Below are 25870 nucleotides of genomic sequence, written 5' to 3'. Positions count from 1 at the left end.
AACGGCGGGCCGGCGGGACCTACCTCAGATGCCGGACGAGGAACCGGGACGCGGCGTCCCCCGCGTGCTGCGGCACGCCGGTGTGCCCGCCGAGGTGGGCGTGCAGGGACTTCTCCTCGGAACCGAAGGCGTCGAACAGGTCCAGGGATGCCTGCCGGTCGTTCCCCTCGTCGTCCCACTGCAGCAGGACGTGCAGGGGGATGGTGACCCTTCGCGCCTCCTCGAACGTGGCGCGCGGCACCAGACTCCCGGCGAACAGGACGGCGGCCGACACGCGCGGCTCGACCACCGCCAGCCGGACGCCGACGGAGATGACCCCGCCCGAGTACCCGACCGGTCCGGCGATCCCGGGCAGTGACAGCAGGGCGTCCAGGGCGGCCTGCCATTCCGGAACGGCCTTGTCGACCAGCGGGAGGACGAGGGCGTCGACGATCTCGTCGCCGACCGGTTCGCCGGCCTCCATCGCCCGGCGCAGGTCACCGCGGGCCTGCTCGACGGCGGGCCAGCGGGGCCGGTCCCCGCTGCCGGGGAGTTCGATGGTGGCCGTGGCGAAGCCGTCCGCCGCGGCGTGCCGGGCACGGGCCGCCAGCCGGGGGTACATCGCGCGCAGGCCGAGGGGAGGGTGGCCGAGCAGGATCAGCGGGGCCGGTACGGACGCGGACGCCGACGCGGGCGTCCACAGGATGCCGGGGATGTCGCCGAGGGTGAACCGACTCTCGTCGACGCCGTCGTCGAGGCGCTGTTGCGAAGTGATGTGCATGGTCGTGCCTTTCGGGAGGACACCGGAACGGCGCTCCCGGGCGACCTGTCCACCTACCGCCCGACCGTGACCCCGGAGGGGAGCACCCATGTCGATACTGCGTTCACGGGTACCACCTCCTCGGTCTCTCGCACGGCCTCCGGAAACGTAGCAGCGGGGCCGCCCCGTACGCCAACGGGTTTTGGCGGGGTCCTCCTGCCCCCGGCTCGGTCACATGATCAGCCCGGCGTGCAGGTCGGCCGCGAGGCCGGCCGTGTCGGTGAGCCCGAAGGCCACCCGCTGGAGCAGGAAGCCGTGCAGCAGCCCCATCACCACCCGGGCGCCACGGTCGGGGTCGAGGGTGGCGGGGACCGTGCCCGCGGCCCGGCCGCGGTCCAGCGCTCCGGCGATGCTGGCCCGTACCCGCTCGAAGCCCTCCGCGGCCGGGCCGCGCACCTCGTCGCTGCGCAGCGCCTCCGACCACGTCTGCACGGCGCAGCGCAGGAGTTCGTCGACGTCGACCGGGTGCCCCGCGGCGTCCCGTACGGTCTCGCCGCTGATCGTGCCGAGCGCGGCGGCGACCAACTCGCCGAGGGTGGGGGCGTCGGTGCCGTCGGCCAGTCGCTCGACCGGTTCGAAGATCAACCGGAACGCGTCTCCCGCGATGGCGAGGATGATCTCCTCCTTGCTGGCGAAGTAGCGGTAGGGCGCCCCCGCCGAGACCCCTGCCTCGGCGGCGATGTCCGGCATCGAGGTCTGGTGGAAGCCCTCGCGGGAGAAGCAGCGGCGGGCCGCGGCGACGATCTCGGCGCGCTTGGCCTCGCGGCGCTCGGCGGTGAGGCGCGGCATGGCGACCCCTTCCAACGTGAATGGTCATTCATCTTGACGCCCCGGCTGTGCCGGGATCACCATTAAAGCGAACGTTCATTCACGGAAGCGACCCCCGTCCGACGAACCCCCCGAAGGGGAGACCTGCTGATGAACCCGACCCTGAGCGTCGGCGTCCACGCCTACGAACACACCGAGGCCCTGCTCGACGGCCGCGTCGAGATCGACGGGGTGGACGCGTCCTTCGAGACCGCCCCCCTGGTGTCCGACATCTTCCGCCGCGTCGTGGAGGGGCATCACGACGTGGCCGAGCTCGGCCTCACCTACTTCCTGCGCACCTTCGACCTCGACGACTCCCCCTTCCTGGCGCTGCCGATCCTGCCCAACCGCAACTTCCGCCACTCGGCGGTCTTCGTGAACACGGACAGCGGGATCGAGAAACCGCAGGACCTGGCCGGCCGGACCATCGGCGAGTTCGCGCTCTACGGCCACGACCCGGGGGTGTGGATGAAGGGCGTCCTGGCCGACGAGTACGGCGTCACCCCGGACCGCTGCCACTGGGTGATCGGCGGCACCAACCACCCCGTCCCCTCCTTCGACTGGATCCCGCAGCCGGTCCCGGACGGCGTCGACGTGCGCCACGCGGAGGACGGCCGGACCCTTGGCGCCATGCTCGCGGCCGGCGAGATCGACGCGCTGATCTCCGTGGACGTGCCCCAGGCGCTGCTCGACGGCTCGCCGAAGGTCGCCCGCCTGTTCCCCGATTACGAGGCCGTGGAGCGGGACTACTACCGCCGCACCGGGATCTTCCCCCCGATGCACGTCGTCGCGATCCGCCGCGAGTGGGCGCGCCGGCGTGGCCTGGCCCGGGCGGTGTACGACGCCTTCGTCCAGGCCAAGGAGCTCGCCGCCCGCGCCTACCGCGAGGGTGCCACCAAGCAGCACATGGGCCTCATCACCCCCTGGTTCAGCGCATTGTTCGAGCGCAACCGCCGACTGCTGGGCGACGACTGGTGGCCGTACGGGATCACCGCGAACCGGACGGCCCTCGACACCTTCCTGCGCTACCACCACGAACAGGGCCTGTCCAAGCGGCGGCTCACGTGCGAGGACGTCTTCGTGCCGGAGCTCCTCGACACCTGACGGAACGGCCCTGCCGGGAGGGCAGGACGACCGGGGTGACCGGGGGCCCGGTGTGGTGGCGCGGGCGGGGTCGCGCCCTGCCACGGTCCGAGGCGGGACGCATCCCGGACAACCCCGGCAACAGTCGCTTCAGGGGCTGAAATCAGCCACCTGAGGCAACGGTTCACCAGGGCGGATATCATCGCAAAGGCGAAAAAGAAGGATGAGATGACCGGCGATCATCGCTGGCGGTGATCCGGTGTGGTGCCCCCGGCAGGACTCGAACCTGCGGCCAAGTGCTTAGAAGGCACCTGCTCTATCCACTGAGCTACGGGGGCCGGACAGTGGCCGCGGCTGTCTCCGCCCCTGGGTGGTTCCGTGACCTCGTACCGGGGTCAAGGATAGGGCGACAGATGCCCGCTGCCGCATGCTTCACCCGCGTGACACGTTGTGGAGGTTCGGTGAAGCGGTCCGATAATCCCAGGTGGCCACTGAAGCCGCATCGCTTTTGACGGGTCGAAATGCTGCTGTTGTGCACTCGTTATGCCGGTGGCTCATTCCGTCCCCTGGTCCACATGCGTCCCATCGGGGTGCCGCGCTGCGCGAATAGGGCAAACCGTACCGAATACGCTTCAAAATCACGCCAATATGGGGCATTGTGCCATTGTGGTGATCTTGGACGTACGGCCCGAGCTGCTCGACGCGCTGTCGGCGCTGCGTGACGGCGTCGATGCGGCGCGCTTCCCCTTCCCGCTGCCGGGGGCCGACCGGGCCCGCCGTACCCGCCAGGAGCTGCTGAGCCAGCTCGACGACTACCTCGTTCCCCGGCTCAAGGCTCCGGAGGCGCCGCTCCTGGCCGTCGTCGGCGGCTCCACCGGGGCGGGCAAGTCCACCCTGGTCAACTCGCTGGTCGGGCGCCGGATCAGCGCGTCCGGGGTGCTGAGGCCCACCACCCGTACCCCGGTGCTGGTCTGCCACCCCGAAGACCGCGCCTGGTTCGCGGACCCGCGGGTGCTGCCGGGCCTGACCCGCGTCTGGTCGGTGCGCCAGCGCTCCCGGGCGGACGAGGACGGGACGGACCGGGCCGAGACGGAACGCCAGGGGCCCGAGCGGGCGGAACTCCGCCTGGAGGCCGACGACTCCCTGCCCCGCGGCCTCGCCCTCCTCGACGCCCCCGACATCGACTCGCTGGTCGGCCGCAACCGCGAGCTCGCCGCGGAACTCATCTGCGCCGCCGACATCTGGATCCTGGTCACCACCGCCTCCCGCTACGCCGACGCCCTGCCCTGGAACCTGCTGCGCGCCGCCAAGGAGTACGACGTCACGCTCGCCACCGTCCTGGACCGGGTGCCGCACCAGGTGGCCGAGGACGTCAGCCGCCACTACGCGGCGCTCCTGACCAAGTCCGGCCTCGGCGACGTGCCCCGCTTCACCGTGCCCGAACTGCCCGAGTCCGCCGCCGGAGCCGGGCTGCTGCCCCAGACCACCGTCGCCGCGCTGCGCGCCTGGCTGGCGCACTGCGCCGAGGACCCCGCCGCGCGGCAGCACGCCGCCCGCCGGACCGCCGTCGGCACCCTCGACTCGCTCCGCGACCGGCTGCCCGCACTGGCCGCCGCCTCGGCCGCCCAGCACGCCGCCGCCCAGCGGCTGACCCGCGCCGCCGAGGATGCCTACGACCGGGCGGCCGTCCGCACCGCCGCGGCAGTCGGCGCGGGCAGCCTCCTCGCCGGGGAGGCGCTGGTGTACTGGCGCGGCTACCCGGCGTGCGGCCCGGCCGCCCTCCAGCGCGCCCTGGCCGAGGAACTGGCAGCCCTGCTGCGCACCGAGACCGACGCCGCCGACGACCGCGTGGCCGAGGCGTGGCGGCAGGAGCCGGCCGGCGCCGCCCTGCTCCACGAGCCCGCCTCCCGACCCGACCGCGACCGGGTGGCCGTCGCCACCCGCATCGACAAGGGTGTACGGCGCTGGCGGCGCGGTCTGAGGGAGCTCGCCCACACCGAGGCCCGCGCGGCCCGCTCCGCCGACCGACCGGCCTGTGATCCGGAGGACGTCGCCGCCCTGCTGACCGCGGTGCTGCTCGGAGGCAGACAGGGCCGGCCCGCCGGCGAACGCCTTGCCGAAACACTCGGCGCCCAGGCCGCCGTCCGGCTGTGCGATGCCGCGCGCGCCCTGCTCGACGACGCCGTCGCCGGGCTGCTGTCCCGCGAACGCGACGCCCGGCTCGCCCCCGTCGACGGCTACGACGTCCCCCCGGGACAGCAGTCCGCCCTGATCGCCGCCCTGTCCGTACTGCAGAAGGAGAGGTGACCCCGGTGGCCACCAGCCCCTCGGCCCTGGACGACCCGAACGCCTCCGCCGAGCCCGCGGTGGCCGACCCCCTGACCGTCCGGATCGAAGCCCTCGGCGAGCTGCTCGGCCTGTCCAGGACCCGGATCGGCCCGGACGAACTGGCCGACGGCAGCGAACTGCTCGCGCGGGTCGGCGAGCGGCGCCGGCTGTCCCTCGACCACACCGTGGTCGCCGTGGCCGGGGCGACCGGCAGCGGCAAGTCCACCCTCTTCAACGCGCTGACCGGACTGGAACTGTCCGCCACGGGAGTGCGCCGCCCCACCACCTCACGACCGGTGTCCTGCGCATGGCAACCGGAGCGGGCCGCGGGGCTGCTCGACCGGCTGGGCGTGGCCCCGCAGGACCGCTACGCCCGCTACGGGCTGCGGGACATGTCCGCCCCCGGGCCCGCGGAGGCAGCGGCAGTGGCAGAGGCCGGTGCGGGCATGGAGGTACCGGCCGGTGGCCCCGCCGAGGAGCCGCCGCACCGGCAGGGGCGGCGGCCGGAGCGGGTGCCGTGCCCGCCGGGCCGAGGCGGGTCTTCCGAGGGTGCTTCCCACTGTTCAGTTGGCGGCGTCGCCGAGATCGGGGACGACCTCGGCGACGCCGAGGAGCAGAGCCTCGACGGGCTGGTGCTGATCGACCTCCCGGACCACGACTCCGCCGCCGCCGGGCACCGCGAGCAGGTGGACCGCCTGCTGCGGTTGGTGGACGTCGTCGTCTGGGTGCTGGACCCGGAGAAGTACGCCGACGCGGCACTGCACGAGCGCTACCTGCGGCCCCTGGCGGGGCACGCCGATGTCACCGTGCTGGTGCTGAACCAGGTCGACCGTCTCCCGGGGGACGCGGCCGATCTCGTCCTCGACGACCTGCGGCGGCTGCTCGACGAGGACGGGCTGGCGGTCGGCGAGCACGGCGAGGCGGGCGCCGTGGTGCTCGCCGCCTCCGCGCTCACCGGGCAGGGCGTGCCGGACCTGCGCGCCGTGCTGGCCCAGATCGTCTCCGAACGCGCCGCTGCGGGACGGCGGTTGGCGGCGGACATGGACCGCATGGCGAGCGGGATCCAGCCGCTCTACGTCGGCGAGGGCGGCGCCGGGCTCACCGATCCGGCGCGCGAGGAGTTCGTCGACCGGCTCGCGGACGCGGTGGGAGCGGCCGGTGCCGGTCTGTCGGCGGAGAAGGAGTGGTCGAGTGCCGCGTGGGACGCCTGCGGCACTCCGTGGAGTCGACTGATGGGGGAACGGGTCGGCGTCGCGGGCTGTTCCCGTTTCGCCCGGAAAATGACGGGTTCACCCGGTCGGAGGACAGACAGCCCGCGGCGGACCGAGGTGCGGCCTCTCGCGCGCGGCGGAACGGTGCAGGCCGGACCGCCGCGGCGGACGGCCTCGCGGCCGGTGATCGACGAGGCGGTGCGCGGACTTTCCGCCGATGCGGCCCGCGGGCTGCCGGAGCCGTGGGCGAGGGCCGTGCGGGACGCGGCCCGGCGTGGAGGGGAAGGGCTGCCGGCGGCGCTCGACGCGGCTGCGGTCCGGGCCCGGCCGCGCGCGCCGGAGCGCCCGGGCTGGTGGTCGGCCGCCGCGGTCGTGCAGTGGTTGCTGATGGTGCTCGCGCTGGCCGGGGTGGTCTGCCTGACCGCGGTCGGCTCCGGCTCGTTGGACCTGCCGTGGTGGCCGCCGCTCGTCACGGTCGCGGTCGGCGGGTTCGGCGGCCCGCTGGTCTCGGGAACCTGCCGGATCGCCGCGCGGGGGCCGGCCAGGAGATACGGACAGGCCGCTGAGCGCCGGCTGCGGGACGCGGCGGCCGACTGCGGCCGCGCGCGGGTCCTCGAACCGGTCGCGGCCGAGCTGATGCGCTACCGCGAGGTCCGCGAGCAGTACGCGGTCGTGGCCGGCTCGGCGCCTGGGCCCGCCCGGTTCCTGCCGGCGGGCGGCTCGTCGGATACGCGCCGGAGCGCGGTGCCGGCGCCGGCCCGAAGCGGGGCGGACCGTTCGTATCACTCGCCCGAGTGACGAAGTTATCCACATCCAGCGAGCTATCCACAGTTTCCGGATATTTTTTCCCGGGCCGTCCGATTTCGCGCAAGATGGTCTCACCGCGTTCCGCACGGGAGCGCGGCGGATCGAAAGGAATGCGCGATGAACGAGACCTTGGTGACCGTTGTGGGAAATGTCGCCACGGAGCCGGAGAGCCAGGTGACGGCCACCGGTCTGGTCGTGACCCGGTTTCGGCTGGCGACGACCACGCGTCGCTGGGACGCCGAGCGCGGCGCGTGGACCGACGGCGCGACGAGCTTCTACACCGTGCGCGCGTGGCGGAACCTCGGGAGCAATGTGAAGGAGTCCGTCTGTCTCGGTGAACCGCTGGTGGTGCAGGGCAGGTTGCGGATCAGGCAGGACGAGAAGGACGGCCGGCGCTATCTCGCCGCGGAGTTGGAGGCGGTGGCGATCGGGCATGATCTGGCCCGTGGTGTGGCCCGGTTCAGCCGTTCGGGCGGGGGTGGTGGCGCCGCCGGCGCTGCCCGGGCGGAAGTCCGGCCGCCGGCACCGGAGTTGACGGCCGCCGTGCCGTGAGCCGTCGGAAGGCGAATACCCGCAGGTATTTCTGGCGTGAATTGCGTCGAGGATTTATCGACAATGACGGAGACACGCCCGCGGGTGCGTAACGATTCAGATTCGAATGGCGCTCAGGCCGCTTTCGGCTGTGGTCATGGCATGCGTGCTTCCTAGGATTTCGGCGTTCGTATGCACGGGGGCTCGGCAAGGCGGGGTCAACCCCTTCATCACGACCAGGTGCCTCGCCCGGAGGGGAAAAGTCATGTTCAACACCTACAGACGAGGCGCTGCCCGCCTCGCGGCGGCCGGCATCACGGCCGGCCTGCTCGCGGCAGGCGCCTTCGCGGGGGCGACCACGGCCGGCGCCGACAGCGGCAGCTCGGGCGACGGCACCGCGACCACCACGTCCGGCGGCGCGACCGGCAAGCTCGGCGAGCTCGTGCCGGGGATGTACGGCAGCGCGACCGTGACCGACAAGAGCGGCAAGTCCGCCGCGGAGCTGGCCGGGCTGTTCAAGCTGGACCTCAGCGACGGCACCAGCGTCTACACCTACTGCATCGACCTCTACAACGGCGCCGACACCAGCGGCAACGCCGTCTACAACGAGGTCCCCTGGAGCGCGACGTCCCTGACCCAGGCGGGCCGGGACAAGGACGTGGCCGGGAAGATCACCTGGATACTCCAGCACTCCTTCCCGACGGTCAGCGACCTCGGCGCGCTGGCGAACACGGCGGGGTCGGGTCCGCTGACCAAGGAGACGGCCGCGGCCGGCACCCAGGTCGCGATCTGGCGGCTGTCCGACGACCCGAAGGCGGCCGCGGACGACCCGGCGGCGGAGAAGCTGGCGGACTACCTCGACCAGTCCGCGCAGGCCGTCGCCGAGCCGTCGCCGTCGCTGGAGCTCACTCCGCCGTCGGTGTCCGGCAAGTCCGGCGGCAAGATCGGCCCGGTGACCGCGCACACCAGCGCCACCGGCGCCCAGGCGGTGCTGGCCGCGGACGCGCCCTCCGGCGTGAAGCTGGTCGACGCGGACGGCAACCCGGTCACGACGGTGTCCGACGGCAGCCAGCTGTACTTCGACGTGCCCGCGGGCACGAAGGAGGGCAGCACCTCGGTGACGGTGTCGGCGACGACGAGCGTGCCGGTCGGGCGCGCCTTCGCGGGCACCAACTCCAAGACCGGCGGCCCGAGCCAGACCATGATCCTGGCCGGTACCAGCCAGAGCGAGATCACGGCCACCGCGACGGCCACGTGGGCGGACCAGGGCCCGATACCGGCGCTGTCCGCGCAGGTGAACTGCTCCAAGTCCGGCGTGGACGTCAGCGCCACCAACAAGGGCGACGAGGCCTTCACCTTCACGCTGGAGGGGAAGACCTACACCATCGCCCCCGGCGCGTCGCAGACGATCACGGTCCCCGTCGCCGAGGACCAGGGCTACAAGATCGACATCACGCTGCCGGACAAGTCGGTGAAGACGTTCAAGGGCGTGCTGGACTGCAAGGCGGCCACCGCGCCGCCGACCATCCCGGCCACCAACCAGCCCAGCCCGGCGTCGTCGAGCACCGGCAACCTCGCCGAGACCGGCAGCAGCAGCTCCACCCCGCTGATCGCGGGCATAGCGGTCGCCCTCGTGGTGGTCGGTGGCGGAGCGGTCTTCTTCTTCCGCCGCAACACCCGGAAGAACTCCGCCGCGTAAGCCGGTGACCGGTCGGGCGGGTCCGCCCGCCCGACCGGGACCGCCCGGCAGAGGAACGCGCCCGGGTCCCTCCGGCCCTCCGGGGCCCGAGGGACCCCCGGGGCGGAGGGGCTGACCTACCCGTTCGCTCCCCGGGGCGGACGGCTGGCAAGATGGGGCGTATCTGCCCTCACGCGGCGGAGCCGCACATTGGCCCTTCTCGAATGCCGGACGGTTTCTCTTGGCTGAGTACATCTACACGATGCGCAAGACGCGCAAGGCGCACGGCGACAAGGTCATCCTCGATGATGTGACGCTGAGCTTCCTGCCGGGCGCGAAGATCGGTGTGGTCGGCCCGAACGGTGCCGGTAAGTCCACCGTGCTGAAGATCATGGCGGGGCTGGAGCAGCCGTCGAACGGGGACGCGTTCCTGTCGCCCGGCTACAGCGTGGGCATGCTGTTGCAGGAGCCGCCGCTGGACGAGTCGAAGACGGTCCTGGAGAACGTGCAGGACGGCGTCGCGGAGACGAAGGCGCAGCTCGACCGGTTCAACGAGATCGCCGAGCAGATGGCGACGGACTACTCCGACGCGCTGCTGGACGAGATGGGCAAGCTGCAGGAGCAGCTCGACCACTCCAACGCGTGGGACCTGGACGCGCAGCTCGAGCAGGCGATGGACGCGCTCGGCTGCCCCCCCGGGGACTGGCCGGTGACGAACCTGTCCGGTGGCGAGAAGCGCCGGGTGGCGCTGTGCAAGCTGCTGCTGGAGGCGCCCGACCTGCTGCTGCTGGACGAGCCGACCAACCACCTCGACGCGGAGTCGGTGCAGTGGCTGGAGCAGCACCTGGCGAAGTACCCCGGCACCGTGGTGGCCGTGACCCACGACCGGTACTTCCTGGACAACGTCGCGCAGTGGATCCTGGAGCTGGACCGCGGCCGGGCGCTGCCGTACGAGGGCAACTACTCGACGTACCTGGAGAACAAGGCGTCCCGGCTGAAGGTCGAGGGGCAGAAGGACGCCAAGCGGCAGAAGCGCCTGAAGGAGGAGTTGGAGTGGGTCCGCTCCAACGCCAAGGGGCGGCAGGCCAAGTCGAAGGCCCGACTGGCCAGGTACGAGGAGATGGCCGCCGAGGCCGACAAGATGCGGAAGCTGGACTTCGAGGAGATCCAGATCCCGCCGGGTCCGCGGCTCGGGTCGGTCGTGGTCGAGGTGGACCACCTGCACAAGGCGTTCGGCGAGAAGGTGCTGATCGACGACCTGTCGTTCACCCTGCCGCGCAACGGCATCGTCGGTGTCATCGGGCCGAACGGCGCGGGCAAGACCACGCTGTTCAAGATGCTGCAGGGCCTGGAGCAGGCGGACACCGGCACCATCAAGGTCGGCGAGACCGTGAAGATCTCGTACGTGGACCAGGGCCGCTCCAACATCGACCCCAAGAAGACGCTGTGGGAGGTCGTCTCGGACGGCCTGGACTACATCAACGTCGGGCAGGTCGAGATGCCGTCGCGGGCGTACGTGTCGGCGTTCGGCTTCAAGGGGCCGGACCAGCAGAAGCCGGCCGGGGTGCTCTCCGGCGGTGAGCGCAACCGGCTGAACCTCGCGCTGACCCTCAAGCAGGGCGGCAACCTCCTGCTCCTGGACGAGCCGACCAACGACCTCGACGTGGAGACGCTGTCGTCGCTGGAGAACGCGCTGCTGGAGTTCCCCGGTGCGGCCGTGGTCGTCTCCCACGACCGGTGGTTCCTGGACCGGGTGGCGACGCACATCCTGGCGTACGAGGGCGACTCGAAGTGGTTCTGGTTCGAGGGCAACTTCGAGTCGTACGAGAAGAACAAGGTCGAGCGGCTGGGGCCGGACGCGGCGCGCCCGCACCGGGCCACGTACAAGAAGCTGACGCGCGGCTGATGGCCCGGCACGTCTTCCGCTGTCCGCTGCGCTGGGGCGACATGGACGCGTACGGGCACGTCAACAACGTGCTCTTCCTGCGGTACCTGGAGGAAGCGCGGATCGACCTCATGTTCCGGCTGGCGGACAGGGAAGGCGGCGGGACGTTCTCGGGCGGGTCGGTGGTGGCCAGGCACGAGATCGACTACCTGCGGCCCCTGGTGCACCGGTACGAGCCGGTGGCGATCGAGACGTGGGTGGAGAGCATCAACGCCGCGTCGATGACCGTCAGGTACGAGGTGAAGGACGAGCAGGCGGTGTACGCGCGGGCGGCGACCGTCGTGGTGCCGTACTCGCTGGCCGAGCAGCGGCCGCGGCGGATCACCCGGGAGGAGCGGGCGTTCCTGGAGCGCTACCGGGACGAGGGGGCCGTGGTCGGGTGAGTGTGCGGCTCGGCTTCGCCGAGGGACCGGGCGGGGCGGCGGTCGTGGAGGCCGACCTCGCCGCGTTCCTCGGACGGTTGGTGAGGTGGGACAAGGCGGCGGTGGTGCGGCTGCGTTCGGCGGCGGGGGAGGCGGCGCTGGGCGTGTTCGGGCAGCCCCCCTTCGGCGGGGTGCTGGCCGTCAAGAGCCTGGCGCTCGGTGGCGACGGGATAGCCGCGGTGGTGGACGCCACCGTGTCGGCCGGGCAACTGCTGGAGGCGGTCGGGGAAGCGGTGGGGGGCGGCCGGTTCACGGTGCCGCCGTCCGTCACCGGTCCGGCGTGGGCCGGGCTGCTGCCGCCGCGCGAGGGCTGGCGGCGGGTCGCGGAACTGCGGGCGACCGTCGTACGGGAGGTCGCGGCGCGGGCGGTCGCGGAGTTCCGGGAGCGTACGGAGGCGCTGGTGCCCGAGCGGCGCTCGCGGGCCGAACTGGACGCCCTCGCCGAGGAGCTGTGGAGTCGGCCGCTGCCCGGGGGCGGAGCCGGGGTGACACTGCGCGTGGTGCACGCCGCCCACGCGCTCGGGTTCCTGCCGGCGCGGCGTTCCGGCGAGGCCGCGGACGAGGCGGTCGCGGTGCTCGCGGCCGGCCCGTGGCTGCGGCTGCGCACCGGTTACGGCTCGGTGGCGATACGAAGGGCGTCGGGGGCGGCGGGACTGACGGTCTCCCCCTCCTGACCGCCACGGGCCGGCCGGTCCGCCGGGGGAGGGGCACGGCTACTCCTCTTCCGCTCCTCCGGCGCTCCTCCGGGCGGCTGCGCCTGCGGCCGTTCCTGCGGCTGCTCCTGGGCGCGGCTACTCCTCGGGGCGGTCCGGCCAGACCCCGATGTGGTCCTGTTCCAGCTCCAGCAGCACCCGGGAGCGGATGTCCAGCGCGTCGGTGTAGTCGCGGGGGAGCTGGAGGCGTCCGGCGCGGTCGACCGTGGCGTACTCCCGGGCGACCACCGACTCCTGGCCGTGCTCGTCGACCTCGGTGCGGCGGACCACCTCGGAGGCGGTGCGGCCGTCGCGGATGGCGACGGTGCGCCGCACGGAGTTCGCGACCGCGTGGTCGTGGGTGACCACGACCACGGTGGTGCCCAACTCCTCGTTGGCGGTGCGGAAGGACGCGAAGACCTGCTCGCCGGTCGCCGAGTCCAGCTCGCCGGTCGGCTCGTCGGCGAGGATCACCGCGGGGCTGTTGGCGAGGGCGACCGCGATCGCGGCGCGCTGCTGCTCACCGCCGGACATCTGGCCGGGGTGCCGGTCCCGGCAGTGGCCGACACCGACCATGTCGAGCAGTTCGGCGGCGCGGGCGGAGTACCGGCGCCTGGCGCCCCGGCCGCCGCGGCCGGCCAGTTGCATGGGCAGCACCACGTTCTGGGCCGCGGTCAGGTACGGCAGCAGGTTGCGCGCGGTCTGCTGCCAGACGAAGCCGACGACGTGCCTGCGGTAGCTGAGCCGGGCGGCCGCGTCCATGGCGAGCAGGTCGTAGCCGTCGACGGAGGCCGCGCCCGCGGTGGGGACGTCCAGGCCGGCGAGGATGTTCAGCAGCGTGGACTTGCCGCTGCCCGACGCGCCGACCAGGGCCATCAGCTCGCCCTTGCCGACCAGCAGGTCCAGGCCCTGGAGCGCCTGCACCTCGACGCCGTCCGCGGTGAAGATCCGCACCAGGCGGTCGCAGCTGATCAGCGCGTCGTGCCCGTACGCGGGACCGCCCAGGCGGGCGGTGGCCTGCTGCTCCAGGTCGGCGAGGCTGCGCACCGGGGGCCGCCCGTCGCCCTCACGGCCCGCGCCGCCCGCCCGGTGAGTAGCCGCACCGTCCGTACCCGGGCCGTCGGTGGCCGCCTCACCCTGACCGGGAGCACCCGGACCCAGCTCACCCGGCCCGGGGGCACCCGCACCCGGCTCACCCGCACCCGCGCCGCCGGCGCCCCGCGCACCCGCTCCGACCGGGTCCGTACCCGCCGTGCCCGAGCCCGTGCCCGCGCCCTGCTCCCGCGCTTCCCCGCTCATACCCGGTCCCCCGCTCTCAGTTCCGTGCTTTCCCGCCGCCGCCCGGACAGCCACGCCTGCGTCAGCAGCACCGCACAGGCCAGTACCAGCAACCCCGCCGACGGCAGGGCCAGGGCCCAGGGGTTCGCCCGCAGTCCCAGTCCGAAGTCGACCGCGGCGAAGTCGCCCGGCGCCGTGCCGAACGTCAGCGCCCGCAGGTCCACGCCCGGCCCGAGCAGCGGGACCACCGCCAGCCCCACCAGCACGCCGCCGACCGCGCCCAGCAGCACCTGCGGCAGCATCTCCAGCAGCACCAGCCGCCGTGCCTGCCCCCGCGTCATGCCCATCGTCCGCAGCCTCGCCAGCAGCGTGGCCCGACCCGGCGCCGCCTGGAGGAGCGACAGCAGCAGTGCCAGCGCGCTGTAGCCCGCACCCGCCGCGACCGCCGCGAGGTACAGCCGCCGGGCGCCGTGCTGGAGCGGACTGTCCTTCAGTGCCGCCCGTTCCTGGCTGCGCAGCAGGACCGACACCGACGAGGTGTCCGTCGCCGCCACCTCGCGCAGCGCCTTCGCGTCGATCCGCCGGCCGGGCGCCGCCATCGCCAGCATCGTCGTGGGGACCACCTGCGCCGCGGCCGAACCGGCGGCCGGGGCCAGCGCGGCGACCGAGGCCGCCGACACGATCACGAACTCGCTCCCGGGCGCGGCCGGGGTGGTCGGCAGCACGGCCGCGGTGCGGATGCCGGTGCTGCCGAGGTCGGTGTCGAGCGAGACCGTCTCCCGGCCGACCTGCCGGGCCAGGCCGGGCGAGAGCACCGCGGGCAGCACCTCGTCGCCCGCCGTCCCCCGGTGCCCGGACAGCGCGCCCGCCGGGAAGGACGGCAGCCCGGCCGCGCGGGTCACCCTGTCGTACGAGGACGGGTCGACCAGCACCACCGCGTACGACTCGCTGAAGGTCGCGTCGGCGGAGTTCTGCTCCACCCGCGCCGTGGTGGTCAGCCCGACCCCGGGCACCTTCCGCACGGCGGCGGGCAGCCGCGGCGACAGCGTGGAGGTGACCGCGTCGAGCCGGGCGTCGGCGCCGACCGTGGCGGTGGCCGCCCGGTCCCTGCCCTGCCCGATCCCGGCCAGCACCGAGCCGCCGAAGGACGTCACGGTCAGCGCCACCAGCACCGCCAGCAGCGGCAACTGGCCACCCGCGGAGGAGCGGCCCGCGCGGGCCAGCCCGAGAGGGGCGACCGCGCCGCGCAGCCGGGCCGCGGGGCGGGCCAGCAGGCGCAGCGGCAGCGGGTACAGGCGCAGCAGGACCAGCGCGGCGGCGATCGCCACCAGCACCGGAGCGGCGGCCAGGTACGGGTCGGTGCCCGGACCGCTGCCGCCCCCGGAGCCGCCGGTGCCGCCGGCCCCCCCGCCGCCGCGCTGCCGCAGCGCCACCACCGCGCCCACCGTCAGCACCACGACGGTCAGTTCGACCACGAGCCGACGCCGCGTCGGCCGGGCCGTGGCCACGTCCTCCCGCCCGCCCGGGCGGGGCCTGCGCACCGCGAAGGCGGCCCGCAGCGGCAGCGCGAGCACCACGACCGCGGTGGCCAGTGCGGCCAGCAGCACCGGCAGCAGCCAGCGGCCGGTGGGCAGCAGCAGGAGCGCGAGCAGCGTGCCGGCCGCGCCGCCGGGCACGGCCGCCGCCGCGGTCTCCGCGGCGAGCCGCCCGGCGACTCCGCGCAGCGATCCGCCCCGGGCCCGCAGCAGGGCGACCTCGGTGCGCCGCCGCTCGGCGGCGAGGCCGCCGGCCATCAGCAGTACGGCCAGCGCGGTGGTGCCGACGCCCACCGCGGCGATCAGCACCAGCGGGTCGGTGGCGTCGCGTTCCTGGACGAAGTTCGTGAGGGTGGTGCCGAGGCCGTCGCCCACGTCCACCTGGCTGCCGACCGCGTCCTGCAACCGGGCCGCCAGCGGGCCGCCGGACAGCGACGCCAGGGTGGCGCGCAGCGCGGGGACGCCGTGCGCGGTCAGCCGGCCGACGTCCAGCGGTTCGTACCAGTAGAGGGAGATGCCCGCGCCGAGCTGCGGCAGCGCGGGGGCGGCGCCGGGGTCGGTCAGCAGCGTGAAGTGCCAGTACGTCTTGGGCTGTTCGCCGATACCGGCCGGCTGCGAGTTCACCACCGGGCCGAGCAGGTCGTCGTCCTCGTTCCAGTACGCGGCCCCGGGGTCGCGCGGGGCGACGATGCCGGTGACGCGCACGGTCATCGGGGTCGGGCTCAGCCCGCGCGGGTGGAGGGTACGGCCGACCGCGAGGTGGAGCACCTGGGCCGTTCGCACCGTCACGACCGCCTCGACGGCGGCCGGGGCCGATCCGCCGGGCGCGGCGCCCGGCGCGCGCGGCATCCGGCCGGACACCAGCCGGGCGTGCGCCGCGACGCCCGCCTGCGCGACGAGGTCGGCGGTCGGCGGATGCGAGGAGGTGAGCGGCAGTCCGGGGTCGGTGACCTCGGACTCCTTGGTGGTACGGGCCCCCTGGACGGAGGCGCCCGGGGCGAGCGGAACGGAGCGCGCCAGCAGCGAGCGGGCCGCGGTCTGGACGGCGTCGATGCCCGCCGGCCGGAGCGGGTCGGTTCCGCCGAGGCCCTGCTGTGCCTCGTAGCTCTCGGTCAGGGCGATCCCGCGGTCCTGGTACTGGCCGGCCCGCACCGCGTGCCGCAGCGCCCCGTCCTCGTAGCGGTCCACGGCCCGCGGCAGCGCCGCCGCGAGGAAGGCGGTGACGAGCACGAGCACGAAGGCGGCCAGGGTCGCGCCGCGGGCGGAGCGCAGCCGCACCCGGACCCAGGCGAGCCGCACGTCCCCGGGGGCGGCGGTGTCCGCCGGAGCCTGCGCGGGCGCCGTGCCGGCCGGGTCCGCCGCAGCCCGCGGTCCGCCCGCGCCAGCCGTGCCTGGGGCACCTGGGGCACCAGCCATACCCGCCGAACCCGCGGCGCCTGCCGCGCTCGCCGTGTCCGCCGCAGCCTCCGCGCCCGCCGGGTTCCGCGCGCCCTCCTCCGGCTTCCGCCCGCCGCCGTCCTGCTTCCGCGCCGCCATCTCAGTCCTCCCCCTGCCGCCGCAGCGCCGTCGCCGGGTCGCCCCGGCGTACCGCCGTCGCCAGGACCACCAGGACCGGCACCACCACGACCTCCGCGAGCAGTTCGAGCAGGCGGCCGGCCGGCAGTCGGACGACCAGGGGCGGTACGGGGGTGGTGGCCTGCGGGGTCAGCACGATCAGCGGCGTCACGAGCCGGGTCAGCAGCGCGCCGAGCGCCGCGCCGACGACCAGCGACACCAGGACCAGCAGCCCCTGCTCGGCCGCGATCACCCGGGCGAGCTGGCGCCGGGGCGCGCCCAGCGCCCGCAGGACCGCGAACTCCGCGGTGCGCTCGCGCACCGCGCCCGCCGAGGAGACCGCGAAGCCGAGCGCGGCCAGCACCACCGCGGCCACGACCGCGGCCGGCAGCGCCGACTGCGGGCCGGCGCCCAGCGGGTCGGACCGCAGGTCGGCGGCGGTCTCGTCGGCGACCAGGACGGTGTCGACGTCCGTACGGGCGCGCAGCGCCGCGGCGGTCCGCGCGGTCGCGCCCGGGCGGGCGGCGATCCACCACTCGGTGGGCTCCACGGCCTGGCCGTCGTGGGACCGGAGGTACTGGTTGACCGCGCGCAGGTCGACGATCACGCCGCCGACGTCCTGGTCGGCGTCCGACCCCGCCCCGCCGTCCGCGTCCGACCCGGGCGACGAACTGTCGGACGCGTCGGAGCCGTCGGACCCGGAGCCCGCGGCCGAGCCGTCGGACCCGGCCGCACCCGTGCCGGCCGTCCGGCCGTCGCCGAGCCCGGGGATCGCGCGGACCGAACCCGCGACGCGCACCGGCACCTGGACACCGCCCAGTTGGACGGTGACGCTGCCGCCGACCTTCGCGTGCTGCGAGGCGAGGAAGGCGTCGGTGGCGACACCGGAGACGGCGGGCGGCTCGGGGGTGTTCGCGCGGACCTGCACCGTCGCGGTCGGCGCCGCGTCGGAGGCGCCCCTGGTGACCTGGACGGCGCCGGTGTCGTAGCGCAGCGCCAGCGTCGCGCCCCCGCCGACGCGCGGGACCTCGGACTGCGGGTCGCGCGTGCGCGGCAACTGGGCGAGCGAGGGGTCGTCGAAGGCGGGCGCGGACGACCACTGCTGGGTGGGCACCGCCAGCGTGCGGACGGTGCCCGCGGCATCGGTGACCCGCGCGTCCGAGACCGCCAGCGTGTAGGCCCCGTCCTGGTCCGGGACGTCGAAGCCGACGCTCAGGCCGGTGACCAGCAGCGGACCGGCGGGCGCGCCGTCCGCCGCGCCGGCCAGCGAGGCGATGTCGAGGACCAGCGGGTGCGGCCGGCCGTCGGCGGGTACGTCGCCGATCGGGACGGAGTACGGCACGCCGTCGGCGTCCACGATGTCGAGGCCGACGTGGTCCACGGCGCCCGGGGTGCCGGCCGCACCGCCCGGATCGGCCGAACCCCCGGTCCCCCCTGAACCCGATCCGCCCGATCCGCCCGATCCGCCCGGCCCGCCCGGCCCGCCCGACTCCCCGGACCCGCCGGACCCGCCGGACCCGCCTGACTCCCCGGACCCGCCCGCGCCCGGCCTCAGCACAGCCTCGAACCCCGCCTTCCGCGCGTCCGCCGGCAGCGCGAAACCGCCGCCGGCCCGGACCCCCTCGCGCAGCGGTGCCAGCACCTCGGCCGCCGACCGCCCCCCGGTGAGGTCGGAACGGAACCGCATCGCCTTCCCGGCCCGCGCGGAGTCGATGGCCAGCACGGTCGCCGTCCGGTTCTGGTCGAGGAGGAGGCCGGCGCTGCCGGCGGGGGCCGCGGCGGCGATGCCCGCCTGGTGCGCGAAGATCCCGGGCTGCCCGAACGGCGGGGTCGTCATGCCGGTGACGCGCAGGTCGGCGCCGACGGCGTACTGCGCCTGGTCGCGCTGCGAGCGGTCCCAGCTCGCGCTCTGCCCGATCGAAAAGACCCCCATCGCGATCGCCAGCACCAGCAGCAGCGCGGCTCCCGCGCCGCGCCGGGGCCGCCGCGCGAGCTGCCAGCCGGCGAGCGCCAGCGGCAGCGCGCGGCCGCGCGCTGCCCGCCGTTCGCCGAGCTTCGCCACCAGCGGCAGCAGCCGCAGCACCAGCATCGTGCCGGCCAGCAGGCACAGCGCGGGTGCCGCCACGAGGATCGGGTCCACCCCGAGGCCGCCGCCCGCGTTCGTGCTCAGCGCGCCGCTGCCCGACGCGCGCCGGTCCAACTGCCAGTAGGCGATGCCCGCGACGATCAGCAGCCCGATGTCCGCGCCGGCCTGCACTCCGCCCGGCAGCGAGCGGAGCCGGGCGCGCGCGGTCCCTACGGCGCCGGGGCCTCCGGTGCGCAGCGCCGGCACGATCACCGCGCAGGCGCAGGCGAGCGCGGCGGCCAGCGCGACCAGCCAGGCCGGGCCCGTGCTGCCGGAGCCGAGGCTGACGCCGGTGCGGGCCATGGCGCCGGTGCCGGCCAGCCCCCGCGTGACCGGCCCGGCCAGGAGCGGGGCGACCACGGCCGCGGGCACCGCGAGCAGCAGCGCCTCCCCGCCGGCCAGCCGGGCGACCCGGGCCCGCGACCCGCCGCGGGCGCGCAGCAGCGCGGTCTCCCCGGCCCGCTCCTCGGCGAGCAGCCCGGCCACCAGCAGCAGCGCGAAGCCGGCCAGGATCACCAGTTGCAGCGCGCCGATCAGCAGCGTCGAGCGGGTGACGAGCATGCTGCGGCGCAGCGCGTCGAGCAGGTCGGGCAGGCCGCTGCTCGCGGTGGTGGTGGAGGTGGCCTGGTCGTCGTGGAGCGCGTAGAGCGTCTGCCGGACGCCGTTCTCCAGCCGGTCCATGGACCGCGCGCCGGCGTGCCGGAAGTCGCCGGTGGCCTGCCAGGACATCGCGGCCGCGGTGACCCGGCCGGAGTCGAAGGTGCCCGGGTCGGCGAGCATCGGCCCGTACGTGGTGAACGCGACGGTGTGCGCGCCGCGCCCGCCCAGCGGGTCGAGGTGCCAGTACGGGGAGGCCGGGTCGCGTGGCTGGAACACGCCGCTGATCTGGATGGTCAGCGGGGCGCCGCCGAGCCGGTCGGCGAGGGTGAGGACGTCGCCGGGTGAGGCGCCGAGGTCCTGCGCGGCCACCTGCGGGACGGCGACCTGCACCCGCGAGGCGCTCCGCCCGGCCGCGGCCGGCCACCTCCCCTCCACCAGCCGGACCTGGGCGCGGTCGAAGGTGGCCAGCAGGGTCAGGTCGGGCTCGTCGTCCGAGGTCGGGGCCGGGGTCCGCGGGCTCCTGGGCAGGCCGTACGGGCCGGAGCGGGTGCTGCCGTGGACGCTGGTGGGCAGCCCGGCGAAGGCGTCGCTCAGGTGGCCGCGCACGGCCTTGTCGACGGCCGCCGCGGTGGTGCCGTTCAGGTCGCTCTGCACCTCGACGGTGGCCTGGCCGGCGGCCTGGTGCTGGAGGGTGCGGCGCAGGGCCGCGTCGCCTATCGCCCCGGTGAAGGCGGTGAACGTGGCGAGCACGCACGTGGTCAGCAGCACCGTGAGGAGGGCGGCGGCGAGCAGGAGCCGATGCGCCCGGACACGTAGCAGGACGAATCCGGTCACACGTTCCCCCCGTCGGTTCCTGACGGGATGCTCTCAAAGAGCGCGGCGGCGCATAAGCGGGGCGGCCCATGTCGCAATCCGATCGTGATGGTCCGCCGAGCGGACGTCCCGGGCGCACGTTTCCGGCCACACCGACCGGGCCAGCGGGCCCACGGGGACGCGGGGCGGGGTCAGCCCGGGGTGTTCACCATCGAGGCGGCGGCGTAGACCAGGTAGTCCCAGAGCTGGCGCTCCTGCTCGGCGGGCAGCTCCAGGGAGTCGACGGCCACCCGCATGTGGCGCAGCCAGGCGTCGTGGGCGGCGCGGTCCACCGCGAAGGGCATGTGCCGCATCCGCAGCCGGGGGTGGCCGCGGTTGTCGCTGTAGGTGCGCGGGCCGCCCCAGTACTGCATCAGGAACAGCGTCAGGCGCTCCTCGGCCGGGCCGAGGTCCTCCTCCGGGTACATCGCGCGCAGCTCGGGGTCCTCGGCGACGCCCTGGTAGAAGCGGTGTACGAGGCGGCGGAAGGTCTCCTCGCCGCCGACGAGTTCGTAGAACGTCTGCTGCTGCAACTCGCCGCGCCGGATCTCATTCACCCTTCCATCGTCGCAGATGCGCCGCCCGGCCCTCAGCGGTGTTCCGGTTCGTCCTCCGGGGGCTTTCCGGCGCACGATGGAGGTATGGCCGGAACAGGGCCCGACGGGCGGCAGCAGGGACGCCGCGGGCAGCGGTACGCCGCCGCCGCGGGGTCGCTGCGGGCCCGGATGGTCTCCCGCATCGTGGCCGGCGGCGGCTTGACCGACCCCGCCTGGCGGGCGGCCTTCGAAGAGGTCCCGCGCGACCTGTTCGTGCTGGACGACGAGGGCGGCTACGAGGACGGGTACGACGACGGCTACGAGGACGAGCCCGCGGGCGGTGGAGGCGGGGACGGGGGCGGGTACGCGGGGTTCGACGGCTGGTCGGGCCGGCGGCTCGCGGCGGCCTACGAGGACCGGCCGATCGCCACCCGCGTGGTCGGCGGCGAGCTTGTCTCCTCCAGCAGCCAGCCCTCGCTCATGGCGCTGATGTGCCAGGCGCTGGACGTCCACGGCGGGGAACGGGTGCTGGAGATCGGTGCGGGCACCGGCTACAACGCGGCGCTCCTGGCCCACCGGCTCGGCCCGGGCACGGTGACCACGATCGACCTGGAGCCGGAGATCACGGCCGCGGCCCGCGCCCACCTGGACGCCTACGGCACCGAGGCGGCCCGCTCGGTCGCCGTGGTCACCGGCGACGGCGCGCTGGGGCATCCGCCCCGCGCCCCGTACGACCGGATCATGGCCACCTGCGAGCTGCCGGGGGTGCCCGCGGCCTGGCTGGAGCAGTGCGTGCCCGGCGGCCTGGCGCTGCTGCCGCTGGCCGCCGGCCTGGTGGCCCTGACCGTGCACGGGCCCGGCCGGGCGGAGGGACGGTTCCTGCCCACGCCCGCGTACTTCGTCCCGCTGCGCGGAGCCTCCGGCGCACCGGCCGGCACCCCCGAACACGGCCTCGCCGTGAGCGTGTTCGGCCGGGCGTCCGCCGCCGACCGCACCCGCTACGGCCTCACCGTCGACGGCCCGGACCAGTGGATCTGGCGCGACCGTCCCGACGGCCCGCACACCTGGCCGATCGCCGGGACGTGAACGCCCGGGCCGCGGGGCTCACATCCGCCGCAGCGTGATCGTGGTCCACGCGCCGACGTGCACCCGGTCCCCCTCGGCCAGGGGGACGGGCAGGTAGGGCCGGATGGACTCCTCGGCGAGGTTCACCGTGGTCCCGTTCGTGGAGTCCTGGTCGACCACCGACCACGAACCGTCCGGCTGCTGCACCAGCACCGCGTGGTGGTGCGACACCCCCGGGTCCTCCGGGGAGCGGGACAGGTCGATGTCCGGCGCCTCGCCGGTGCTGTGCCGGCGGCGTCCGATCGTGACCTGGTGCCCGGTGAGCGGGACCTCCACCTCCGGGGAGAACACGGGGAAGTACAGCTTCCCGGCGTCGGGCCCGCTGCGGGCCATCATCGCGGTGAAGTACGCCCGGTCCGCGGCGATCACCGCCACCCAGCCGGCGCTGCTGCCCGCCGCGGCGGACTGCGGCGGCTGCCCGGTGGCGGTGGCCGAGCCGCCCGGCCCCGCGGACCCCGGCGCGGATGCCCCCGGCCCCGCGGACCCCGGCGCGGATGCCCCCGACCCCGCGAACTCCGGCGCGGATGCCCCCGACCCTGCGGACCCCGGCTCGTACGCCCCCGGCCCTGCGGACCCCGGCTCGTACGCCCCCGGCCGCGCCGGCCTGGACGGCGGGTCGAGCACGAAGTCCCCCGAGCCGGAGGTGACGGTGACCGAGCCGTCCGGCACCGACTCCGCCGGCCGGTTGACCTGGGACGGCCGCGAGACCTGCGACTCCTGCCGCTGGTAGGGCGGGTACTCGGGCGGGACGGGCTGCGGCGGCACCACGGTCGCCGCGTGGGTGCGGAAGTTGTAGCGGCACTCCTCGCAGAACAGCGCGGCGCCCTCCCGCGGCGTCCCGCAGTTCGGGCAGCGCTCGGAGCCGCCCGCCGGGCCCTCGCCGAACCCGGGCGGCGAGGGCGAGGACGGCGGGGCCGAGACCGGCGAGGCCGAGGACGACGACGCGGAGGACGCCGGCCGCGACCCCGCGGCCGGCGACGCCATCAGCAGGCCGCAGACCTCGCACCAGTCGGTGGCGCTGCTCTGGTGGCCGTTGGCACAGATCGGCATGGTGTCGGCTCCCCCTCCGCCCGGCTCGGGCGGCTTAAAAAGGTGTGCGCGAGCACTTGGTACCCGATGGCTACTTCTTCACTCGCACGGTCACCGTCGACCGCGTTTCCAGGGTCATCTCGTCGGCGTCGGCGACCTTGGGCTTCAACCGCACAGTACCGTTCGCCGCGTCCACCACGTCCACCACCTTGGCCAGCAGCTTCGCGGTGCCCTCGTTGCCGGAGACGCTGGCGAGCTGCACCGCCCGGCCCAGCTTGGCGGTGGCCGCGTCCAGGTCACCGGACTTGCGGGCCTCCAGACCCTGCTGGATCGCCTGCGCCAGTTCGGCCTGCCCGGTGTAGTGGGCGACCTGCGGGCTGATCCGGGTCGAGGCGGCCATGTCGTCGGTGCCCAGCGCCCGCACCAGTCCCTGCGCCGGCACCTCCGGGGTGCCGGCGGCCTGCGGGAACACCAGCGAGATCCGGGCGGCCAGCATCTCCTGGCCGACGACGACCGGTGGCACCTTCACACAGATGTGGTAGTCGCGCGACTCGTCGCCCCATGACCCGGTCGGGTAGTCCCCGCTGCGCGGACCGGACTGCGTGCGCCGCCCGGTCAGGTCCTCGACGGTGGGCGCGACCTGCTTCACGAACGCGATCTCGGCGTTCTGCGGGGTCCACACCCGCAGGCCGACGTCCGCGACCTCCTTGCCCATCGCGCTGTGCATCATCGCCTGGAAGTCGGCGGCCAGGCCGGCCGGGTCGGCGACGATGTCCGCCGAGCCGAGCAGCGCCGAGGCGATCCCGGTGACCTCCTTGACCTCCCAGTCGGTGCCGACCCCGCGCGCGTCGCAGGTGAACCGGCCCGCGCAGGAGTCCAGCGCGCTCGCCAGGTCCTCCGGCTTCTCGTGCTCGTTGCGGCCGTCGGTGAGCAGGATGCCGTGCCGTATGCCGACGCCGGAGCCGTCCAGCAGCCGGTCGGCGAGCCGCAGCCAGGTGCCGATCGCGGTGCCGCCGCCCGCGGTGAGCTTGCGCAGCGCCTGCTTGGCCTGCGCGCGGGTGGTCGCGTCGGCCACCGCCAGACCGCCGTTGGCCGGGTAGACCTCGCGGGCCTGGTGGGTGCCGGCCACCACCGCGAACGCCACCCCGTCGCGCAGCGCGTCGATGGCGACCGCGGTCGCGTCCCGCGCGTTGCGCATCTTCGTCGGCGGGTACTCCATCGACCCCGAGCAGTCGACCATGATGACCACCCCGGCCGACGCGGAGCCGCCCGGCAGGGGCAGGCCGCCGGAGGTGCCGCCGCCGGTCGAGGTCACCGTGACGATCGCGTTGACCTCGCGGCCGCCCTCGGGCAGGTACTCGTTCTGGTACACGTCGACGGAGAACTGCGGCACGTTCGACTTCGAAAGACTGGGCATCGCTTCCTGTGCTCCTTAACGCCGATGCTCGTCCGCCCCCCTGCCGTGCGCGGACACCCGGGCGCCGCGCCGGCCGGAGCTAGGCGGAGGGGGATACTGCCCGTGCGACGTCTGCCGGGAACGGCAGCACCGCGACCGTCACGTTGTCGTGTCCGCCGCCGTCGAGCGCCAGGCCGAGCAGCGAACGCGCGCTCGCCAGCGGCCTGGTCCGGGCGTCGGCCGGCACCGCCTCGGCCATCTCCGCGGCCGACTCGGCGTAGTTCCACAACCCGTCGGTGCACACCACGACCACGCCCGGGCCCTCCGGCTGGAAGGCCGCCACGTGCGGGTCCACCTCGACCGCGTCCGCGCCGAGCCAGCCGGTGATCGCGTGGGCGCGCGCGTCGGCGTACGCCTCGGCCTCCGACATCAGCCCGGCCGAGACCATCCGCGCGGCCCACGAGTCGTCCTCGGTGAGGCGGGCGGCCGGGCGGCCGCGGTCGTCCGGCACCCAGTACGCGCGGCTGTCGCCGATCCAGCCGACGGTGAAGACCGGGCCGGTGATGACCGCGCTCACGCAGGTGCACGCCGGGGCGTTGCGGTGGACCGGCTCCGGGGGCTCCTCCTCGGCGAGCGCGCTCACCGCGTCGAACGCGGTCAGCAGCGCCTCGCGCATCGCGTCGTCGGGGGAGGCGCCGCGTTCCAGGGCGGCGAAGAGCGCCTCGCTGCCGGTCGCGGCCGCCGCCGCGGAGGCGTCGTCGGGACGGTAGGCGGTGGACACGCCGTCGCACACCACGGCCGCCACGGCGGCGCCGCCGTCGGGCAGGGCGACGGTGCCCAGCGCGAACGCGTCCTCGTTGCGGTGGTGCCGCAGCCCGCGGTCGCTCACCGCGGCCACGCCCTCCAGCTCCTTCTCCTGGTGGTCGCGCTGCCGGGGCTGGGCGTGCCCGCAGTGCTCGCAGTAGCCGTCGTCGTCGACCCCGCCGACGCCGCACGCCACGCACACCGGGCCGGCCGCGGCCGGGGCGCCGGCCCCGCTCCCGCCGCTGCCGCTGCCGCCGCCGCTCCCGGTCCCGCTGCCGCCGGCCGCACCGCCGCTGCCGGCGTCGTCCCCGCGCGGGTCGGACCGGTGCGCGGAGAAGCCGAGCGGAAGCGTGTCGTCGGAGGAGGACGAGGCGGAAGAGGCGGCAGGGGAGGAACCGGAGGAAGCGGAGGCGGTCTGCGGGGGAGCGAGCAGGAAGGAGCCGGTGCCGGCCGGTTCCGGGGCCGGGGCGAGGTCGGTCCCGGCCTCGGCGGCGCCGCTGTCCGCACCGCCGTCCGCACCGTCCCGCCCCGCGGCCCGTGGCTCCGCGGCGGCCGGGCCGTCCGGGCCCGGGCCCGGGTCAGCGGGCCCCGGCCCGGGGACGGGCGCGCTCAGGTCGCGCCCGCAGCGCCCGCAGTACCGGTCCTCGGGACCCTGGGGTTCCGAGCAGTCGGGGCAGATCGTGGGGCGGGCCGTGGGCGCCGAGGGCGCCGACTCGGGCAGTGGTCGCATCGG

At 74.9% G+C, this 25870-nt stretch carries 18 protein-coding genes and 1 tRNA gene; 9 read left to right on the top strand and 10 right to left on the bottom strand.

The window, feature by feature from the left end:
* Nucleotides 1–19: 19 nt before the first annotated feature.
* Both RVR_RS11645 and RVR_RS11640 read right to left on the bottom strand, forming a co-directional pair.
* A complete protein-coding gene (locus RVR_RS11645) occupies nt 20–760 on the bottom strand; it encodes a dienelactone hydrolase family protein (RefSeq protein WP_202233780.1) in 741 nt (246 codons plus the stop codon).
* A 210-nt stretch (nt 761–970) separates the two neighbouring features.
* Nucleotides 971–1588: a TetR/AcrR family transcriptional regulator gene (locus RVR_RS11640; RefSeq protein ID WP_202233779.1), complete on the bottom strand. Its 618-nt coding sequence runs from the start codon at nt 1586–1588 to the stop codon at nt 971–973.
* A gap of 129 nt (nt 1589–1717) precedes the next feature.
* On the opposite strand from RVR_RS11640, the gene RVR_RS11635 reads away from it, so the two are divergent.
* Nucleotides 1718–2710, top strand: coding sequence for a 4,5-dihydroxyphthalate decarboxylase (locus RVR_RS11635; protein ID WP_237404692.1), 993 nt, complete (start codon nt 1718–1720; stop codon nt 2708–2710).
* 241 nt (nt 2711–2951) lie between these two features.
* Here the strand turns inward: RVR_RS11635 and RVR_RS11630 are convergent.
* A tRNA-Arg gene (locus RVR_RS11630) sits at nt 2952–3027 on the bottom strand.
* 328 nt (nt 3028–3355) lie between these two features.
* Here RVR_RS11630 and RVR_RS11625 point away from each other — a divergent pair.
* From RVR_RS11625 to RVR_RS11595, 7 genes are all read left to right on the top strand, one after another.
* Entirely contained in the window at nt 3356–4996 is a 1641-nt protein-coding gene (locus RVR_RS11625) for a dynamin family protein (RefSeq protein WP_202233778.1), read from the top strand.
* Nucleotides 4997–5001: 5 nt separating this feature from the next.
* Nucleotides 5002–7026 (top strand): GTPase, encoded by a 2025-nt coding sequence (locus RVR_RS11620; RefSeq protein ID WP_202233777.1) that lies wholly within the window; start codon nt 5002–5004, stop codon nt 7024–7026.
* Between the two features lie 126 nt (nt 7027–7152).
* Nucleotides 7153–7587 carry a single-stranded DNA-binding protein gene (locus RVR_RS11615; RefSeq protein ID WP_202233776.1) on the top strand — a complete coding sequence of 145 codons (435 nt, stop codon included), beginning with the start codon at nt 7153–7155 and terminating at the stop codon, nt 7585–7587.
* 244 nt (nt 7588–7831) lie between these two features.
* The gene (locus RVR_RS11610) at nt 7832–9265 is read left to right on the top strand and encodes a thioester domain-containing protein (RefSeq protein ID WP_202233775.1); all 1434 of its coding nucleotides are present in this window, start codon (nt 7832–7834) and stop codon (nt 9263–9265) included.
* Nucleotides 9266–9485: 220 nt separating this feature from the next.
* Nucleotides 9486–11150: an energy-dependent translational throttle protein EttA gene (gene ettA / locus RVR_RS11605; protein WP_202233774.1), complete on the top strand. Its 1665-nt coding sequence runs from the start codon at nt 9486–9488 to the stop codon at nt 11148–11150.
* A complete protein-coding gene (locus RVR_RS11600) occupies nt 11150–11572 on the top strand; it encodes an acyl-CoA thioesterase (RefSeq protein WP_202233773.1) in 423 nt (140 codons plus the stop codon). The genes ettA and RVR_RS11600 overlap by 1 nt, the downstream gene beginning before the upstream one ends.
* Entirely contained in the window at nt 11569–12285 is a 717-nt protein-coding gene (locus RVR_RS11595) for a DUF8185 domain-containing protein (protein WP_202233772.1), read from the top strand. Before RVR_RS11600 ends, RVR_RS11595 begins: the two co-directional genes overlap by 4 nt.
* A gap of 117 nt (nt 12286–12402) precedes the next feature.
* Here the strand turns inward: RVR_RS11595 and RVR_RS11590 are convergent, their stop codons facing one another.
* The 4 genes from RVR_RS11590 to RVR_RS11575 form a co-directional block, all read right to left on the bottom strand.
* Entirely contained in the window at nt 12403–13602 is a 1200-nt protein-coding gene (locus tag RVR_RS11590) for an ABC transporter ATP-binding protein (protein WP_346731448.1), read from the bottom strand.
* Nucleotides 13599–16532: an FtsX-like permease family protein gene (locus RVR_RS11585; protein WP_202233771.1), complete on the bottom strand. Its 2934-nt coding sequence runs from the start codon at nt 16530–16532 to the stop codon at nt 13599–13601. The genes RVR_RS11590 and RVR_RS11585 overlap by 4 nt, the downstream gene beginning before the upstream one ends.
* Before the next feature lie 121 nt (nt 16533–16653).
* Nucleotides 16654–20229, bottom strand: a complete 3576-nt coding sequence (locus tag RVR_RS11580) for an FtsX-like permease family protein (protein WP_202233770.1) — start codon at nt 20227–20229, stop codon at nt 16654–16656.
* 170 nt (nt 20230–20399) lie between these two features.
* Nucleotides 20400–20804 carry a globin gene (locus RVR_RS11575; protein WP_202233769.1) on the bottom strand — a complete coding sequence of 135 codons (405 nt, stop codon included), beginning with the start codon at nt 20802–20804 and terminating at the stop codon, nt 20400–20402.
* A gap of 84 nt (nt 20805–20888) precedes the next feature.
* On the opposite strand from RVR_RS11575, the gene RVR_RS11570 reads away from it, so the two are divergent.
* Nucleotides 20889–21869: a methyltransferase domain-containing protein gene (locus RVR_RS11570; RefSeq protein WP_202233768.1), complete on the top strand. Its 981-nt coding sequence runs from the start codon at nt 20889–20891 to the stop codon at nt 21867–21869.
* Between the two features lie 18 nt (nt 21870–21887).
* Here the strand turns inward: RVR_RS11570 and RVR_RS11565 are convergent, their stop codons facing one another.
* The 3 genes from RVR_RS11565 to RVR_RS11555 all read right to left on the bottom strand — a co-directional run bounded on the left by RVR_RS11565 (nt 21888) and on the right by RVR_RS11555 (nt 25867).
* Nucleotides 21888–22958, bottom strand: coding sequence for an FHA domain-containing protein (locus tag RVR_RS11565; protein WP_202233767.1), 1071 nt, complete (start codon nt 22956–22958; stop codon nt 21888–21890).
* 70 nt (nt 22959–23028) lie between these two features.
* Complete coding sequence (locus tag RVR_RS11560) at nt 23029–24354, bottom strand: vWA domain-containing protein (protein ID WP_202233766.1); 1326 nt, start codon at nt 24352–24354, stop codon at nt 23029–23031.
* 79 nt (nt 24355–24433) lie between these two features.
* Nucleotides 24434–25867, bottom strand: a complete 1434-nt coding sequence (locus RVR_RS11555) for a PP2C family protein-serine/threonine phosphatase (protein ID WP_202233765.1) — start codon at nt 25865–25867, stop codon at nt 24434–24436.
* Between the last annotated feature and the right edge of the window lie 3 nt (nt 25868–25870).

This window comes from Streptomyces sp. SN-593, assembly GCF_016756395.1.
Lineage (GTDB): Bacteria > Actinomycetota > Actinomycetes > Streptomycetales > Streptomycetaceae > Actinacidiphila > Actinacidiphila reveromycinica.
The sequence above is the reverse complement of the archived record's forward strand: the minus strand, read 5'-3'. Positions and strand labels throughout refer to the sequence as shown.

Excerpts from the sequence above, each read along its gene's own strand:
- RVR_RS11560 (WP_202233766.1), bottom strand. The coding sequence starts at position 24,354 with ATGCCCAGTCTTTCGAAGTCGAACGTGCCGCAGTTCTCCGTCGACGTG.
- RVR_RS11585 (WP_202233771.1), bottom strand. The coding sequence starts at position 16,532 with ATGGCTGGTGCCCCAGGTGCCCCAGGCACGGCTGGCGCGGGCGGACCG.
- RVR_RS11635 (WP_237404692.1), top strand. The coding sequence starts at position 1,718 with ATGAACCCGACCCTGAGCGTCGGCGTCCACGCCTACGAACACACCGAG.
- RVR_RS11640 (WP_202233779.1), bottom strand. The coding sequence starts at position 1,588 with ATGCCGCGCCTCACCGCCGAGCGCCGCGAGGCCAAGCGCGCCGAGATC.
- RVR_RS11555 (WP_202233765.1), bottom strand. The coding sequence starts at position 25,867 with ATGCGACCACTGCCCGAGTCGGCGCCCTCGGCGCCCACGGCCCGCCCC.
- RVR_RS11570 (WP_202233768.1), top strand. The coding sequence starts at position 20,889 with ATGGCCGGAACAGGGCCCGACGGGCGGCAGCAGGGACGCCGCGGGCAG.
- RVR_RS11610 (WP_202233775.1), top strand. The coding sequence starts at position 7,832 with ATGTTCAACACCTACAGACGAGGCGCTGCCCGCCTCGCGGCGGCCGGC.
- RVR_RS11645 (WP_202233780.1), bottom strand. The coding sequence starts at position 760 with ATGCACATCACTTCGCAACAGCGCCTCGACGACGGCGTCGACGAGAGT.
- RVR_RS11600 (WP_202233773.1), top strand. The coding sequence starts at position 11,150 with ATGGCCCGGCACGTCTTCCGCTGTCCGCTGCGCTGGGGCGACATGGAC.
- RVR_RS11590 (WP_346731448.1), bottom strand. The coding sequence starts at position 13,602 with ATGAGCGGGGAAGCGCGGGAGCAGGGCGCGGGCACGGGCTCGGGCACG.
- RVR_RS11565 (WP_202233767.1), bottom strand. The coding sequence starts at position 22,958 with ATGCCGATCTGTGCCAACGGCCACCAGAGCAGCGCCACCGACTGGTGC.
- RVR_RS11615 (WP_202233776.1), top strand. The coding sequence starts at position 7,153 with ATGAACGAGACCTTGGTGACCGTTGTGGGAAATGTCGCCACGGAGCCG.